The following is a 13,445-nucleotide window of genomic DNA, read 5'->3' on the forward strand; positions in this document are numbered from 1 at the left end:
CACTGGCCATGGCACTGGTCGTCGCGTGCAGCGGCGTAGCCAATGCCAGGGACAAGGACAAGGACGCGTCTGAAACACCTGTGGCCGCCGTTGATGAGCTTCCGCCCGACCAGAGCGTGTCCGAGACAGTGATTGAACTGGCTGGCTGGGTCGTCGCCAGCAAGGACAACCAGGGCTATCCGTTCGCGATCATGGACAAGGCGGCGGCACAGGTACTGGTCTTCGGTGGCGACGGCAAGCTGCGCGGTGCAGCACCGGCACTGTTCGGTTCGGCCATCGGTGATCACTCGGCCCCGGGCGTTGCCAAGCTCGCACTGAGTGCGATTCCAGGCCATGACCGCACCACCCCGGCGGGCCGCTTCATTGGTGGCTACGGCCCCTCCGACGATGCCGGGCGCGTGCTGTGGGTGGACTACGATTCCGCCGTCTCGATGCACCCGCTGCCGCCAGGCACCCCGAAAGAGAAGCGCGCCCAACGGCTGGCAACGCCGACGCCGGACGACAACCGCGTCACCCACGGCTGCATCAACGTCTCGCCCGCGTTCTACGACCAGATCGTGCAGTCCACGTTCGAGAAGGGCGGTGTGTTCTACATCCTGCCGGACAAGGATTCGATCGCGAAGACGTTCCCGGAGTTCGCGCAGAGCCGCGGTGATGCAAAGGACGAAGACGAGAAAGGCGCGCGGCGCGCAAGCAAGTAGAAGTGGGTAGTGGAGCGCGTTTGCGTACTGGAAGTCAGGAAGCTGCAGCGCCTGCGGCCCATGCCAATGCAGCGGCATGCGCATCGCCCTTGCGCTCGCTGTAACGGTCCACCAGGTAATCCGTCCTGCCACGCGTCAACAGCGTGAACTTCACCAGCTCCTCCATCACGTCCACCACCCGGTCGTAGTACGGCGAGGGCTTCATTCGCCCTTCGTCATCGAATTCCTGCCAGGCTTTGGCCACCGACGACTGGTTGGGGATGGTCAGCATGCGCATCCACCGGCCCAGCACGCGCAACGTGTTGACCGTGTTGAACGACTGCGAACCGCCGCTCACCTGCATCACGGCCAACGTGCGGCCTTGCGTGGGCCGCAAGCTGCCATCCTCCAATGGCAACCAGTCGATCTGGTTCTTGAACACGCCGGTGACCGTGCCGTGCCGCTCCGGACTGACCCAGACCTGGCCTTCCGACCACTGCGACCACGCACGCAACCGCTGCACTTCGGGGTGGCTTGTGTCCACGCTGTCCAGCATGGGCAGCGCATGCGGATCAAACATGCGGGTCTCGCACCCAAGGTGACGCAGCAATCGCTCGGCTTCCAGCGCCAGCTTGCGACTGAACGACTGCGGCCGAAGCGAGCCGTAGAGCAGGAGGATGCGTGGCGGTCCCGGATCTGCCGCGGCGAGCTGGTGGTGATCGGGCTGGGGCAGCGAGGCGTGCACCAGATTGGGCAGGTGGGAGCTTGTGTTGGGCTTATTCATTCGACTATTCTAGAAATATGGAAACATTGAATGCAATTGCCGCCCTGACTGCGCTGGGTCATGCCACCCGCCTGGCTGCCTTCCGCCTGCTGGTAGAGGCTGGCCCGGCAGGTCGCATGGCAGGCGATATCGCCACGGCCCTGCAGGTGCCCCCAGCCACGCTCAGCTTCCACTTGAAGGAGCTGGTGCAGGCCGGCCTGGTGGAGAGCGAAAGCCGGGGCCGCCATGTCTGCTACCGCGCCAATTTCGATGCGATGAACGGCTTGATCGAGTACCTGACGCACAACTGCTGCGCGGGCTCGCCAACCGAGCAATGCGTGCCCACGGCGCCTGCCTGCAAGTGCTGACCCCACACAGATCCTCTCCTCTCAAGGCAATTGCTCCATGACCCGCAATGTCCTGTTTCTCTGTACCGGCAACAGCGCCCGCAGCGTGCTTGCTGAAGCCACCCTGCGCGCCTGGGGCGGCGATCGCTTCACGGCATTCAGTGCGGGCAGCCAGCCCACCGGTCAGGTCAATCCATTCGCGCTGGCCCAGTTGCAGGCCGAAGGAATGCCCATTGAAGGGCTGCGCAGCAAGTCGTGGGATGAGTTCGTGGATGCAGCGCCCATGAATCTGGTCATCACCGTATGCGACTCAGCCGCAGCGGAGGCCTGCCCGGTGGTGTTCGGTGACTTCGTCCGCAGCCACTGGGGCCTGCCCGATCCAGCGGCCGTGGCGGGCAGCGATGCCGAGAAAGTCGCGGCGTTCGCGCTGGCCCATGCCATCGTGAAAGCGCGCCTGCGTGCATTGCTCGCCTTGCCCGAATCATTGTGGTCCGACCGCGAGGCGCTGCAGCACACGCTGGATCGGATCGGACAGCTGCCGCCAACTGATCGCATGCCGTGACTACCCCCATGAATCTGTTCGAGCGCTACCTGACGCTCTGGGTCGGGCTTTGTATTGCGGTCGGCACGCTGCTGGGCCACTTCCTACCCGCTGTTTTCGCGGAGCTGGCCTCAGCCGAAGTCGCCAAGGTCAACCTGCCGGTTGCCGCGCTGATCTGGCTGATGATCATCCCGATGCTGCTGAAGGTCGACTTCAGCGCAATGCGCCAGTTGCAGCAGCACTGGAAGGGCATCGGGGTAACACTGTTCATCAACTGGGCGGTCAAGCCGTTTTCGATGGCGCTGCTGGGCTGGCTGTTCCTGCGCCATGCCTTCGCGGACTGGCTGCCCGCAGCACAGATCGACAGCTACATCGCCGGGCTGATCCTGCTGGCAGCGGCGCCGTGTACTGCCATGGTGTTCGTGTGGAGCAACCTGTGCCGCGGTGATGCCAACTTCACTCTGAGCCAGGTGGCGTTGAACGACGCGATCATGGTGATTGCCTACGCGCCGGTGGTTGCACTGCTGCTGGGCCTGTCAGCGATCAGCGTGCCGTGGGACACGCTGCTGTTGTCGGTGGGTCTCTACATTGTGGCGCCAGTACTGGTCGCTGCACTGCTGCGGCACTGGATCCTTTCGCGCAGCGGCGAGGCGGGGCTGCAACTCGCGCTTCGAAGGTTGGGGCCGCTGTCCCTGTCCGCGCTGCTGCTGACGCTGGTGGTGCTGTTCGGGTTCCAGGGCCAGCAGATCGTGAAGCAACCGCTGGTGATTGCACTGATTGCAGTGCCGATCCTGATCCAGGTCTACTTCACTTCAGGCCTGGCCTACCTGCTCAATCGTCGTTTGGGCGTGGCGCACTGCGTGGCCGGCCCTTCAGCGCTGATTGGCGCCAGTAACTTCTTCGAGCTGGCGGTGGCAACAGCGGTGGGGCTGTTCGGTGTGCATTCCGGGGCGGCGCTGGCCACCGTGGTGGGCGTGCTGATCGAGGTGCCGGTGATGCTGTCTGTGGTGCGGATCGTGAATCGTACTCAAGCCTGGTACGAGAGACGCGAAGAGCGCTGACAGATCAGAGTGCATCGATGTCGATTTACGTTCTTCGCTCCGCACTGTCGTCATCGGCTTGATCGGGTATCCATACGCCACGTCATCAACTTCGATCCGTGTCGCATATTGCCCAAGCCGCTGCGGCCATTGCGGCGCCTCGGTCTGCGGCTACTTAACAGCATGCAAGAATGCCGAAGGCGTCTTCGATCGAACGCTGTTTGCAACTTGTCTGATTGGCGTTGCGCAGCGACGGCGGTACAGATGACGTGCCACCGGGAAAGGGTGGCCGGGACTCGAAAACCCGTCAGATCACGAACGTTGTTTTGCGCTTGCCGGCCGGCGTCACCTTGTGTGGCGCCGGTCGGTCCGCCTGCCGGCCATGGCGGGCGGAGCGTGGAGGCCTTGTGCCTGCCGGTCTTGTTCGTGATCTCCCGGTTTTCGAGCCACGTCTCCGCCCGCCACCTTTGTGTGGCGGCTACCGTCTTTCCTGCACGGAGCACTGCCATGAGCACACCCGAATCCTCCCGACTACGCACGCAGTACGTACCCGCCAACGCGGACGTGCCTTCGGAAGCGGCGCACGCGCACGATCCTCTCGGTTTCATCGCCACGCTCGACCGCATCGGCAAGGGCTCCGCCGCCGACGGCCAGCCCTGGCCCGAACGTCACCAGATGCCGGGACGCCGCATGGCGCTAGCCGACGCGGATTGCGCATTGACCGGTCTGCGCGTGGCGCTGGAAATGCTGCTGGCTGCCGAGCGCGTGCGCCAGAACGGTCCCGACGAGGAGTACGTGGGCGACCGCGTGATGGAGGGCCTGATGATGGCCAGTCTGTCGCTGACCGCACAGGTCAGCGCACGCATGCGCCCGGAAGGGTGACACGGGGAACAACGCTCACTGCAACGCCGGGCACGGCCCGGCGCTGCGGCGCGCGCCACATCACTCGCAGAGCGCGCTGTCTTCCTTCAACGCAGCATCCTGCAGTGGCTGGCGCTGTTCGATCTGCGCACGTTGTTCCGCCGTCGGCTCGCCCAGCCACCACACACGGCAGCGCGCGGTGAGACGGCCGACCAGCTTCGACTGATCGGGCGAGTACAGCATTGCCAACGCGGTGCCGGGACAGTCGTGGGCCTGGCAGGCGGTGTAGAACCACCACGGCTCGCCCTGCAGCACTACCAGTTCGCCAGGCCCGCTGGGTCCGCTCAACAGGCGTTCGCGCAGCGACGGAATCTCCTTGTCGGCGGATTCGGCCGCGGCCGTGTTCTTCATCAGGGCGTTGAACGCGGCAAGAACCTTCGGATCCTTGCGACCGCAGTCGTCCACGGCGTTGCCACCCACCAGGGTGAAGAAATGCGTCGCCAGCGGATTGTCCGCGCAGGTCAGTTCGCCGCCGGCGCTCGGGTCTTCCGGTTCGCCTTCGTTGTCCCATACCGCGGGATCCACACCGTCTTCGATGGACGGTTCCTTTTCGACCACTGTTGCTGCGGCGGCCGGTGCTTCGGTGGTCGGTGCCGGTGCGGCCGGTGCTGCATCCGGCGCCGGTGCCTGCCCGCAGGCCGCCAGCAGCGCGACCATCATCGCCATCCCTGTGATTCGCATCTTCATCGCGTGTCCTTGTCTGATCTGCGCTGCATCGTCCGCGTCGACGGCCGCGTGATTCTAACCAGCACCGCGCTAGGATGCGTTGACAGCTTCCCGTCATCGCCTGGAGCCGGACGCATGCGCCGTACACCACTCGCCATGATCTTCTGCAGTGCCCTGCTGCTGGCATCGCCAGCAATTGCCCACGATGCAGAAGGCGCGAAGCCTCTCCCGGATGCAGCCCTGCCCGCACCGCTGGACCGTGTACTGCGCGACTATGAGCAGGCGTGGCGCAACGGTGATGCCAAGGCACTGGCTGCGCTGTTCGCCGAGGATGGCTTTGTGCTGCAGAGCAACCAGCCGCCGGTGCGCGGCCGCAGTGCGATCGAGGCTGCGTATGCCGGCCAGGGCAGCAGCCCGTTGCGGTTGCGTGCCCTGGCGTATTCGATGGGGGGCAACACGGGCTACATCATTGGTGCCTACCGCTACGGCAGCAACGTGGTCGATACCGGCAAGTTCACGCTCACGTTGAAGCGCGTGAGCGATGGGCCGTGGTTGATCTTCTCGGACATGGACAACACCAGCGCGCCGCCGCGGGCGCGGTGATGAATGCCGGCGGGCATGGCCCCGCGCTACCGGGCGCCAACCAAGGTTGGCAGCTACCAGAAGCGGGGTCCGTCGTAGATCCACGCCATGCGTGGATGGGGCGCACACAAAAAAAAACCCGGCACTGGGCCGGGGTTTTTCGATTCACTTGAACAGCGTGTCCGGGTATTCCGGTTTCTGTTCCCGCGCCAGCAATGCACGCAGGCCTTCTTCCGGCGTCTGCTCGCCGTGCAGCACGGCACGCACGCGGTCAGAGATCGGCAGGTCGATGCCATGACGGCGCGCCTGTCGCATCACTTCGTCGGCGGTCTGCACCGACTCGACCACCTGGCCGATTTCGCGCACGGCATCCTGCAGCGTCTGGCCACGGCCCAGGGCCAGGCCCAGGCGGCGGTTGCGCGACAGGTCGCCGGTGCAGGTCAGCACCAGATCGCCCAGGCCGGCCAGACCCATCAACGTTTCCGGCTTGGCGCCGATGGCAGCGGCCAGGCGCAGCATCTCGTTCAGACCACGGGTGATCAGGCCGGCACGGGCGTTCAGGCCCAGCTGCATGCCGTCGGCCACGCCGGTGGCCACGGCCAGCACGTTCTTCATCGCACCGCCCAGCTCGGCACCGACCATGTCGTCGCCGGTGTAGGCACGGAACGCCGGGCCGTGCATCGCCTCGGCCACCGTCTGCGCGAACTCGGGCACGTCGCCGTGCACGGTGATCGCCGTCGGCAGGCCCTGGGTCACTTCCTTGGCGAACGACGGCCCGGTGACAACGGCCAGCGGCACGTCCTCACCCAGCACTTCGCGCGCCACTTCATGCAGGAAGCGGCCCGAACCGGGTTCGAAGCCCTTGGTGGCCCAGGCCACGCCGGCACCGGCCGGACGCAGCGGCGCCAGCGCACGCACGGTTTCACCGAAGGCATGCGACGGGGTCACCACCAGGATCCAGGCCGCGCCCTCCACCGCCGACGCCAGGTCGGTGCTGGCACGCAGGCTGTCCGGCAGCGGGATGCCCGGCAGGTAACGCGGGTTCTCGTGGCGCTGGTCGATGGCGTCGACCACGGCAGCATCGCGCCCCCACAGCACGGTCGGGTGACCGTGCCGTGCGAGCAGGCTGGCCAGCGCGGTTCCCCAGGAACCGGCGCCCAGCACGGCGATCTTGTCAGCGGGAGTGCTCATCCGTGACGTCGCGGCAGGAATCAGGCGTTGCCAGCCGGCTCGGAGTCAGCCAGCGACGGCGCGTCGCCCTGCTCCTGGCGCTGGCGCAGGGTTTCTGCGTACAGGCCTTCGAAGTTGATCGGCTGCAGGAAGAACGGCGGGAAGCCGCCGGCCTGGATCAGGTCGCTGATCAGCTGGCGCACGTACGGGAACAGGATGTTCGGGCACTGGGTGCCGAGCAGCACGTCGATTGACTGCGGGTCCAGGCCGACCAGGCCGAACACGCCGGCCTGCTTCACTTCGGCCACATAGGCGGTGCGCTCACCGGCCTGGCAGGTCAGGGTCACGGCCAGCACGACTTCGAAGGCGTTCTCACCCAGGCGCTGCACCTGCTGGTTCAGGTTCAGCTGCAGCTCCGGCTGCACCTGGTCGTTGAAGATGGTCGGAGCGTTCGGCGACTCGAAGGAGACGTCCTTGACGTAGATCTTCTCGACGGTGAAAGCAGGGCCGGTGGCGGCATCGACCGGCGCAGCGGCGCCGTTGGTGATCTCTTCGGACATTTCCAGTAACTCCAGGTGAATGCAATGAAAACGATGGTCGAATTACTGCGATGGGGGCGGCATCAGGCCCATACAAGGCCGGATCCGCCACCTGCGGCAATCAGTTGCGGCCCTTGACCAGCGGCAGCTCGGCCTGCTGCCAGGCGGGAATGCCGCCGTCGAGCACGTAGACCTTTTCGAAGCCGGCCTTCTTCAGCGCCTTGGCGGCGGTTTCCGAGGCGTTGCCGCTGCGGCACACCAGCACCACCGGCGACTGCTTGGCATTGGCCACCAGCTTGTTGTCCGGGCCGAAGGCACTGGCCTGGGCATTGCGGCTGCCGGCAATGTGGCCCTTCTCGAAGTCACCGCTGGCCGACAGGTCGACCACCACCGTGCCGCCCGCGTTGATCAGCTGGGTCAGTTCGGCGGGCTTGATGCCCTTGAAGCCCCGGAACAGGCGGCGGATCTCGGTGACGATGATGGCCACGGTCAGGCCGACCAGGGCCGCGGACAGCATCGGGTTTCGGCCTGCAAAGGCCAGCAACTCTTCGTAATTCACTCAGGTCACGGGTCGATTAAGCGGGCGCCGATTGTCGCACAAGCCGGACGCGGCCCGTCACTGCCCTTTCCACAGGTCCGGCAGGCCGGCGGTCTGCCACCAGCGCTTGGCTTCCGGGTCCCAGCGCCAGCGCTCGACCACGACCACGGTGCGCTCGGCCTGGGTGTTCTGGTTGATCACCCCGATTTCGACGCGGCGTTCGACCAGGCCCCCGTCCAGCGAGGCGCTGCTGCGCTCGCGGTAGGACGACACGCGCAGCTGCGCGTAGCGGTTGAGCTCGAACTCGGTGGGCGGCTTTTCCTTGCGCAGCTTGGGGTCCAGATAGCCGATGGCATCGTCCATGCTGCCCCAGCGGATGGTGGCGCCGTAGGCGATCTGGGTCTCTTCCAGCAGCTTGCGCTGCTTGCGGCTGAGGTCGTCGGCCGAGGCCACGGCGCTGGCCAGCAGCAGGGAACAGATCAGGAACTGGATGAGGCGGCGCATCGGTGGTTTCCCCAGAACGTCAGCCTGCCATCCTACCCTTTGGCGAAGGCAACGAAGCGACCGCTGAACTCGGCGGCGGGCTTGCCATCGGCACCGGGCTGGGTGGCGATGATGCTGATGCGGGCCTTGCGGCGCTGGCGGAAGGTGTTCAGGAAGGCATCCCAGCCGCTGGCCTCAGCGGCTTCGGCATGGGCGTGCAGGTCTTCGTAGACCGGGGCCAGGTAGCGCAGGTTGCTGTCGGCCACGTAGACCTCGGCATCGTGGCCGGCCAGGCGCAGGCGCAGGCTGACCAGCGCCCAGCCGGACAGGGTCAGCACCGAGGCCAGGCTGCCACCGAAGGCGTTGCCCTTGTCGTTGACGTTGGCGGCCAGCGGCGCGGTGATGCGCAGCACGCCGTCGGCATAGCCGTCGAGCTGGATCTGCATGGCGCGCACCGCCGGCATGCAGTCCAGCACGTCCTGCAGGGCGGCCAGCGAGGAAGTCAGAGCATCAACGGACATCGGAGCAGAGACCAGACAACGAAGGGCCCGCATAATGCAGGCAATGGCCGACCATACGATACCCACTGGCGCCGCCGGTTCCGACGCGGGCTGGACCCTGGTTTCACTGCGCCCGCAGGGCCAGCATGTGGCGCTGCGCCGCGCCGTTGCTGGGCTGGGCGGGCATGTGCTGGCCCTTTCGCCGTGGCGCCTGCAGCGCTTGAAGGGCACGCTAGTGGTGCGCCAGCTGCAACGCGCGCTGAACTGCGATCGGGTGGTGTTCACCAGCCCGGCCGCCGTTGCCGCAGCCGCGTCCCTGCTGCCGCTGGCCGAAGCGCAGCGCAGCCCGTGGCTGACCGTGGGCGAAGGCACCGCGCGTGCGCTGCAGGCGCTGGGCGTCGGCGAGGTGCACGCACCGCGGCGGATGGACAGCGAGGGGCTGCTCGCGATGCCAGTGCTGGCCGACGTACAGGGCCTGTGCATCGGCCTGGTGACCGCGCCCGGCGGGCGTGGCCTGATCGCTGCGCAACTGCAGGCGGCGGGTGCCACGATCGAACGCGCCGACGTCTACCAGCGCCGATTGCTGCGCCTGCCGCCCCGCACGTTGGCCCGATTGCCGCATTCAGCGCAGCCGTGGGTGCTGGCGGTGAGCAGTGGCGAAGCGCTGCAGCATTTCTGGCAGCAGCTTCCAGCCGCATTGCAGCAGCGCCTGCAGGCACACGCAACCGCAGTCGTAGCCAGTGATCGCCTCGGCGAACAGGCGCGGGCACTGGGCCTGCAACACATCGTGCGCGCCGCCGGCCCCACCACCGCGCAGCTGGTGGCGGCTGCACACGCCACGCTCACCGTCCCGGCAGCGACCTGAACAGGGACGTGGGTCACGCTTGCCGCTGTGGTCGGCAACAGTGATGCTGTGCACAACGCGGCCTGCCGGAACCGACTGGCAACACAGCCGACAAGGAAGCCCGATGAACGACACTCCGCCCACTGCTTCACCCCATCGACCCGTGCGCTGGCTGCTGCCGCTGGCCGGGGTGGTCGTGCTTGGCGTGGGCGGCTATGCCGGTTGGTACGTCTGGCAGCAGCAACAGGAAGAACAGCACGCGCAGGCACAGACCATGGCCGTGCAGCTGCAGGGCCTGGAGGCGACGCTGGACGCATTGCGCCGCGACCAGCGCGCGACCAGCCAGCGCCTGCAGGACGCGGCGACCACCAACCGCGTGCTGCGCGACGAGATGCTGGGCCTCTCGCAGCGCAGTGCACTGCTGGAAGAGAACCTGGCCAAGCTGGTCGACAGCGCCAACCAGGGCCGCCAGGCGGTACAGCGCGATGAGGCCGAACTGCTGTTGACCCAGGCGGCACAGCGCCTGAATTACGCGGATGACGTGGAGGGCGCACGCCGTCTGTATGCACAGGCCGCCACCGCACTGGCCGATCTGCCCGACAGCGAAAGCCTGAATCTGCGCCAGGCACTGGTACAGGAACGCGATGCGCTGGATGCGCTGGGTACCGGCCCGCGTGTGCAGTCACTGCAGCGGCTGGATGCCTTGGCCCGCGCGCTGCAGGGCCTGCCCTCGCAGATCACCGGCACGACCGGCAGCAGCACCGCCAAGCCGTGGTGGCAGGCCACGCTGGCGCCGTTCGTGGACATCACCCCGAGCCGCCAGAACGGCCCGCTGACTGCCGCCGAGCAGCGCAATGCCGACGATGCGCTGCAGCTGGAACTGACGTTGGCACGTGCCGCAATCGAGCGCGGCGACCGCACGGGCCGCAATACCGCATTGGACCGCGTGGAGCATTGGGCACAGCGGCGTTGGCCGGATTCACCGGCCCTGCGCGCGCAACGTGCTGAACTGAAGGCCTTGCGCGAGCTTCCGCTGCAGGCCAGCAACGCTGTTCTTGGCAGCACCCTGCAGCAGCTGCGTACCCAGACCGACCGGAGGTAATCCCCCATGAAACCCTTGCAATCCCTGGTCGTGCTGTTGCTGGCCGTGGCCATCGGCGTGGTTGCCGCGCAATGGCTCGGCGCCGATGACCTCAACCGCTTCGGCGAAGTGACCCTGCGCTACGGCGGCTACGACTACCACAGCAACCTGCCGAAGGTGGCGCTGCTGTCGGTGATTGCGGTGCTGGTGCTGTGGCTGCTGTGGAGCCTGATCGCTGCACCGTTCCGCGCCTGGGGCCGCTACCGCCGCAGGCAGGGCCGGGTGCGCCTGATCGACGGCCTGCAGGCCTATGAGCACGGCCAGTGGCAGCGTGCCGAGAAGCTGCTGGACGGCGCCGCCAAGGATCCGGAAGTGAGCGCGGTGGCGCTGGCCAACGCCGTGCGCAGTGCGCAGGCGCGTGCCGATGGCCCCGCCGGCGAGGCGCTGCTGCAGCGTCTGGGCGAGAGCGATGCCACCCTGCAGGCGCTGCTGCGCGCCGAACAGCTACTGGCGCGCGACCTGCCGGTGGATGCGATCAACGCGTTGGATGTGGCGGCGATCCAGCCGCTGCCGCCGCGTGGTCTGTGGCTGCGAACCGAAGCGCTGGCACAGGCCGGTCGCGCCCACGAGGCGTATGGCCAGCTGGGTGCACTGCGCCAGAGCAAGGTGCTGCCGGCCGACGCGAACAGCGAGCTGGAAGCACGCCTGGCGGCACAGGCGCTGCTGGAAGCGGCCGACGTCAATGCGCTGGCTGCGCAGTGGGAAGCCACGCCCAAGGCGCTGCGCCCCACTCCGGACGTGGTTGGCGCCTATGCCAGCCGCGCGGTGGCACTGAACTGGGACGAGCCCGCGCTGCTGGCGCTGGAGCAAGCGCTGGACCATCGCTGGGACGACGAACTGGTGGCGCTGTATGGTCGCCTTCCCGCCGAGCGCCTTGCCACCCGCCAGAGCAACCTGGCGCGCTGGCGCAACGTGCATGACGACTCGGCCGCGCTGCGCCTGGCACAGGGCCGCGTGGCCCTGGCCCAGCAGCAGTGGGACGCTGCCGATGCATTCCTGCACGAGGCCATCGCCGCGGGCGCCGGTGCCCCGGCGTGGGAGGCATTGGGTGAACTGTTCGCGCAGCGTGGCGAGCACGCGCTGGCCGCGCAGTGCCTGGCCAATGCACTGCGACTGCAGCGCGGCGAGGACAGCGTGGAACTGGTGCGCGGCACCGAGACTCCTCTGCGCGCCACGGTGGAAGAGCAGCCGATCGCGGTGCAGCCGCCGGTGTATGACGCTAACGAAGAGCGCGACGAATTCGGCAACCCGCGGTTGCCGTGAAGCGTGCCGACCAACGGTCGGCCCCCACCGGAACAAGAAAAACGCCGCCCATCGGGCGGCGTTTTCGTACCAGCGCTTGCCGGCCAGCGGCCGGCACTACCGTCATGCTCAGCGTTCGACGATCGCCACCACGCCCATGCCGCCGGCGGTGCAGATCGACACCAGCGCGCGGCCACCGCCGCGTTCGGCCAGCTGCTTGGCTGCGGTCGCGATCACGCGGGCGCCGGTGGCGGCGAACGGGTGGCCGGTGGCCAGCGACGAGCCCAGCAGGTTGATCTTGTCCGGGTCGATGCGGCCCATCGGTGCATCCAGACCCAGGCGGTTGCGACAGTAGTCCTCGCTCTCCCACGCACGCAGGGTGCACAGCACCTGTGCAGCGAAGGCCTCGTGGATCTCGTAGATGTCGAAGTCCTGCAGGGTCAGGCCGTTGCGCTTGAGCATTTCCGGCACAGCCACGGTCGGTGCCATCAGCAGGCCTTCGCCATGCACGAAGTCCACCGCAGAGACATGCGCATCGCGCAGATAGGCCTGCGGCTCATGGCCGTGGGCACGCGCCCACTCTTCGCTGGCCAGCAGCACGGCGGCGGCACCGTCGGTCAGCGGGGTGGAGTTGGCAGCGGTGAGCGTGCCACGGCCGGAGACCTTGTCGAACGCCGGCTTCAGCGTCGCCAGTTTCTCCAGCGAGGTATCCGGGCGCAGGATGTTGTCGCGCTCGACGCCACGGAACGGTGCGATCAGGTCGTTGAAGAAGCCACGCTCATAGGCGGCAGCCAGCTTCTTGTGCGACGACACCGCCCACTCGTCCTGCGAGTCGCGCGAGATGTTCCACTCCTTGGCCATGTCCTCGCAGTGGTCGCCCATGCTCTTGCCGGTGCGCGGCTCGGCCACGCCCGGGAACTCGGGCTTGAGCTCGGAGAACTTGAAGCCGGAAGTAAGTGCACGGATCTTGTCGCCGGTGCTCTTGGCACGGTTGGCGGCCAGCAGGCGCGCGCGCAGCTTCTTGCCGTAGACGATCGGCACGTCGGAGGTGGTGTCCGAACCGCCGCCGATGCCCGATTCGATCTGGCCCAGCGCGATCTTGTTGGCAACGGTGATGATGCTGTCCAGCGAAGTGCCGCAGGCGCGCTGCAGGGTGATGCCGGGGGTCAGCGGCGACAGGCCGGAGGACAGCGTGGCTTCGCGGCCCAGGTTCCAGTCGCTGGAGTGCTTGATCACCGCACCCATCGCCACTTCACCCAGCTGCTGGCCGTGCAGGCCGAAACGTTCGACCAGCGCCCCCAGCGTACGGACCGACATGCCGAGGTTGCCGACATCCGAATACGCGGTGTTCTGGCGGCAGAACGGAATGCGGACGCCACCGAGGATGGCGACGGGACGAGCGTTGGGCATGGAGATACCTGGCATGGATGAGGGTGTCTGCAACATGG

17 protein-coding genes are annotated in these 13,445 nt (G+C 67.0%); 9 read left to right on the forward strand and 8 right to left on the reverse strand.

All coding sequences use genetic code 11. The annotated features are described in order from the left end of the window. Positions 1 to 8: 8 nt before the first annotated feature. Positions 9 to 701, forward strand: a complete 693-nt coding sequence (locus R1H25_RS12910) for a hypothetical protein (protein WP_241882068.1) — start codon at positions 9 to 11, stop codon at positions 699 to 701. Positions 702 to 735: 34 nt separating this feature from the next. On the opposite strand, the gene arsH is transcribed toward R1H25_RS12910, so the two are convergent. Next, positions 736 to 1,464, reverse strand: a complete 729-nt coding sequence (arsH, locus tag R1H25_RS12915) for an arsenical resistance protein ArsH (protein ID WP_317223774.1) — start codon at positions 1,462 to 1,464, stop codon at positions 736 to 738. A gap of 17 nt (positions 1,465 to 1,481) precedes the next feature. Here arsH and R1H25_RS12920 point away from each other — a divergent pair, with 17 nt between their 5' ends. From R1H25_RS12920 to R1H25_RS12935, 4 genes are all read left to right on the forward strand, one after another. After that, positions 1,482 to 1,811: a helix-turn-helix transcriptional regulator gene (locus R1H25_RS12920; RefSeq protein WP_057501315.1), complete on the forward strand. Its 330-nt coding sequence runs from the start codon at positions 1,482 to 1,484 to the stop codon at positions 1,809 to 1,811. 37 nt (positions 1,812 to 1,848) lie between these two features. After that, a complete protein-coding gene (locus R1H25_RS12925) occupies positions 1,849 to 2,352 on the forward strand; it encodes an arsenate reductase ArsC (protein WP_317223775.1) in 504 nt (167 codons plus the stop codon). Between the two features lie 8 nt (positions 2,353 to 2,360). Then, positions 2,361 to 3,392: an ACR3 family arsenite efflux transporter gene (gene arsB / locus R1H25_RS12930; RefSeq protein ID WP_317223793.1), complete on the forward strand. Its 1,032-nt coding sequence runs from the start codon at positions 2,361 to 2,363 to the stop codon at positions 3,390 to 3,392. Positions 3,393 to 3,878: 486 nt separating this feature from the next. Further along, positions 3,879 to 4,253, forward strand: coding sequence for a hypothetical protein (locus tag R1H25_RS12935; protein WP_317223776.1), 375 nt, complete (start codon positions 3,879 to 3,881; stop codon positions 4,251 to 4,253). 60 nt (positions 4,254 to 4,313) lie between these two features. Here R1H25_RS12935 and R1H25_RS12940 read toward each other — a convergent pair whose 3' ends face one another. Beyond that, positions 4,314 to 4,979: an Ivy family c-type lysozyme inhibitor gene (locus R1H25_RS12940; protein WP_317223777.1), complete on the reverse strand. Its 666-nt coding sequence runs from the start codon at positions 4,977 to 4,979 to the stop codon at positions 4,314 to 4,316. Positions 4,980 to 5,114: 135 nt separating this feature from the next. On the opposite strand from R1H25_RS12940, the gene R1H25_RS12945 reads away from it, so the two are divergent. Then, positions 5,115 to 5,561, forward strand: coding sequence for a DUF4440 domain-containing protein (locus tag R1H25_RS12945; RefSeq protein WP_088480010.1), 447 nt, complete (start codon positions 5,115 to 5,117; stop codon positions 5,559 to 5,561). Positions 5,562 to 5,705: 144 nt separating this feature from the next. On the opposite strand, the gene R1H25_RS12950 is transcribed toward R1H25_RS12945, so the two are convergent. The 5 genes from R1H25_RS12950 to R1H25_RS12970 form a co-directional block, all read right to left on the reverse strand. After that, positions 5,706 to 6,731 (reverse strand): NAD(P)H-dependent glycerol-3-phosphate dehydrogenase, encoded by a 1,026-nt coding sequence (locus R1H25_RS12950; protein WP_317223778.1) that lies wholly within the window; start codon positions 6,729 to 6,731, stop codon positions 5,706 to 5,708. Positions 6,732 to 6,751: 20 nt separating this feature from the next. Beyond that, positions 6,752 to 7,270, reverse strand: a complete 519-nt coding sequence (gene secB, locus R1H25_RS12955; RefSeq protein WP_005407596.1) for a protein-export chaperone SecB — start codon at positions 7,268 to 7,270, stop codon at positions 6,752 to 6,754. A gap of 100 nt (positions 7,271 to 7,370) precedes the next feature. Beyond that, positions 7,371 to 7,808, reverse strand: coding sequence for a rhodanese-like domain-containing protein (locus tag R1H25_RS12960; RefSeq protein WP_004134671.1), 438 nt, complete (start codon positions 7,806 to 7,808; stop codon positions 7,371 to 7,373). Positions 7,809 to 7,865: 57 nt separating this feature from the next. Beyond that, on the reverse strand, positions 7,866 to 8,291 hold the full coding sequence (locus R1H25_RS12965) for a hypothetical protein (RefSeq protein WP_014035526.1): 426 nt from the start codon (positions 8,289 to 8,291) through the stop codon (positions 7,866 to 7,868). A gap of 32 nt (positions 8,292 to 8,323) precedes the next feature. Next, a complete protein-coding gene (locus R1H25_RS12970; protein WP_008266702.1) occupies positions 8,324 to 8,791 on the reverse strand; it encodes a YiiD C-terminal domain-containing protein in 468 nt (155 codons plus the stop codon). A 34-nt stretch (positions 8,792 to 8,825) separates the two neighbouring features. Here R1H25_RS12970 and R1H25_RS12975 point away from each other — a divergent pair, with 34 nt between their 5' ends. From R1H25_RS12975 to R1H25_RS12985, 3 genes are all read left to right on the forward strand, one after another. Continuing rightward, positions 8,826 to 9,635, forward strand: a complete 810-nt coding sequence (locus R1H25_RS12975; protein ID WP_317223779.1) for a uroporphyrinogen-III synthase — start codon at positions 8,826 to 8,828, stop codon at positions 9,633 to 9,635. Positions 9,636 to 9,738: 103 nt separating this feature from the next. Then, positions 9,739 to 10,716 (forward strand): uroporphyrinogen-III C-methyltransferase, encoded by a 978-nt coding sequence (locus R1H25_RS12980; RefSeq protein WP_317223780.1) that lies wholly within the window; start codon positions 9,739 to 9,741, stop codon positions 10,714 to 10,716. A gap of 6 nt (positions 10,717 to 10,722) precedes the next feature. Further along, on the forward strand, positions 10,723 to 12,018 hold the full coding sequence (locus tag R1H25_RS12985; RefSeq protein ID WP_317223781.1) for a heme biosynthesis HemY N-terminal domain-containing protein: 1,296 nt from the start codon (positions 10,723 to 10,725) through the stop codon (positions 12,016 to 12,018). 108 nt (positions 12,019 to 12,126) lie between these two features. Here the strand turns inward: R1H25_RS12985 and R1H25_RS12990 are convergent, their stop codons facing one another. Beyond that, complete coding sequence (locus R1H25_RS12990; RefSeq protein ID WP_012478738.1) at positions 12,127 to 13,422, reverse strand: acetyl-CoA C-acetyltransferase; 1,296 nt, start codon at positions 13,420 to 13,422, stop codon at positions 12,127 to 12,129. Positions 13,423 to 13,445 lie beyond the last annotated feature (23 nt).

This window comes from Stenotrophomonas veracruzanensis (assembly GCF_032911525.1).
GTDB classification, from domain to species: Bacteria; Pseudomonadota; Gammaproteobacteria; order Xanthomonadales; family Xanthomonadaceae; genus Stenotrophomonas; species Stenotrophomonas africana.

Bases quoted from the DNA above. Each gene is read 5' to 3' on its own strand.
- secB (WP_005407596.1), bottom strand. From the start codon at position 7,270: ATGTCCGAAGAGATCACCAACGGCGCCGCTGCGCCGGTCGATGCCGCC.
- R1H25_RS12945 (WP_088480010.1), top strand. From the start codon at position 5,115: ATGATCTTCTGCAGTGCCCTGCTGCTGGCATCGCCAGCAATTGCCCAC.
- R1H25_RS12935 (WP_317223776.1), top strand. From the start codon at position 3,879: ATGAGCACACCCGAATCCTCCCGACTACGCACGCAGTACGTACCCGCC.
- R1H25_RS12920 (WP_057501315.1), top strand. From the start codon at position 1,482: ATGGAAACATTGAATGCAATTGCCGCCCTGACTGCGCTGGGTCATGCC.
- R1H25_RS12980 (WP_317223780.1), top strand. From the start codon at position 9,739: ATGAACGACACTCCGCCCACTGCTTCACCCCATCGACCCGTGCGCTGG.
- R1H25_RS12910 (WP_241882068.1), top strand. From the start codon at position 9: ATGGCACTGGTCGTCGCGTGCAGCGGCGTAGCCAATGCCAGGGACAAG.
- R1H25_RS12975 (WP_317223779.1), top strand. From the start codon at position 8,826: ATGCAGGCAATGGCCGACCATACGATACCCACTGGCGCCGCCGGTTCC.
- R1H25_RS12925 (WP_317223775.1), top strand. From the start codon at position 1,849: ATGACCCGCAATGTCCTGTTTCTCTGTACCGGCAACAGCGCCCGCAGC.
- R1H25_RS12970 (WP_008266702.1), bottom strand. From the start codon at position 8,791: ATGTCCGTTGATGCTCTGACTTCCTCGCTGGCCGCCCTGCAGGACGTG.
- R1H25_RS12950 (WP_317223778.1), bottom strand. From the start codon at position 6,731: ATGAGCACTCCCGCTGACAAGATCGCCGTGCTGGGCGCCGGTTCCTGG.
- arsH (WP_317223774.1), bottom strand. From the start codon at position 1,464: ATGAATAAGCCCAACACAAGCTCCCACCTGCCCAATCTGGTGCACGCC.
- R1H25_RS12940 (WP_317223777.1), bottom strand. From the start codon at position 4,979: ATGAAGATGCGAATCACAGGGATGGCGATGATGGTCGCGCTGCTGGCG.
- R1H25_RS12965 (WP_014035526.1), bottom strand. From the start codon at position 8,291: ATGCGCCGCCTCATCCAGTTCCTGATCTGTTCCCTGCTGCTGGCCAGC.
- R1H25_RS12990 (WP_012478738.1), bottom strand. From the start codon at position 13,422: ATGCCAGGTATCTCCATGCCCAACGCTCGTCCCGTCGCCATCCTCGGT.
- arsB (WP_317223793.1), top strand. From the start codon at position 2,361: ATGAATCTGTTCGAGCGCTACCTGACGCTCTGGGTCGGGCTTTGTATT.
- R1H25_RS12985 (WP_317223781.1), top strand. From the start codon at position 10,723: ATGAAACCCTTGCAATCCCTGGTCGTGCTGTTGCTGGCCGTGGCCATC.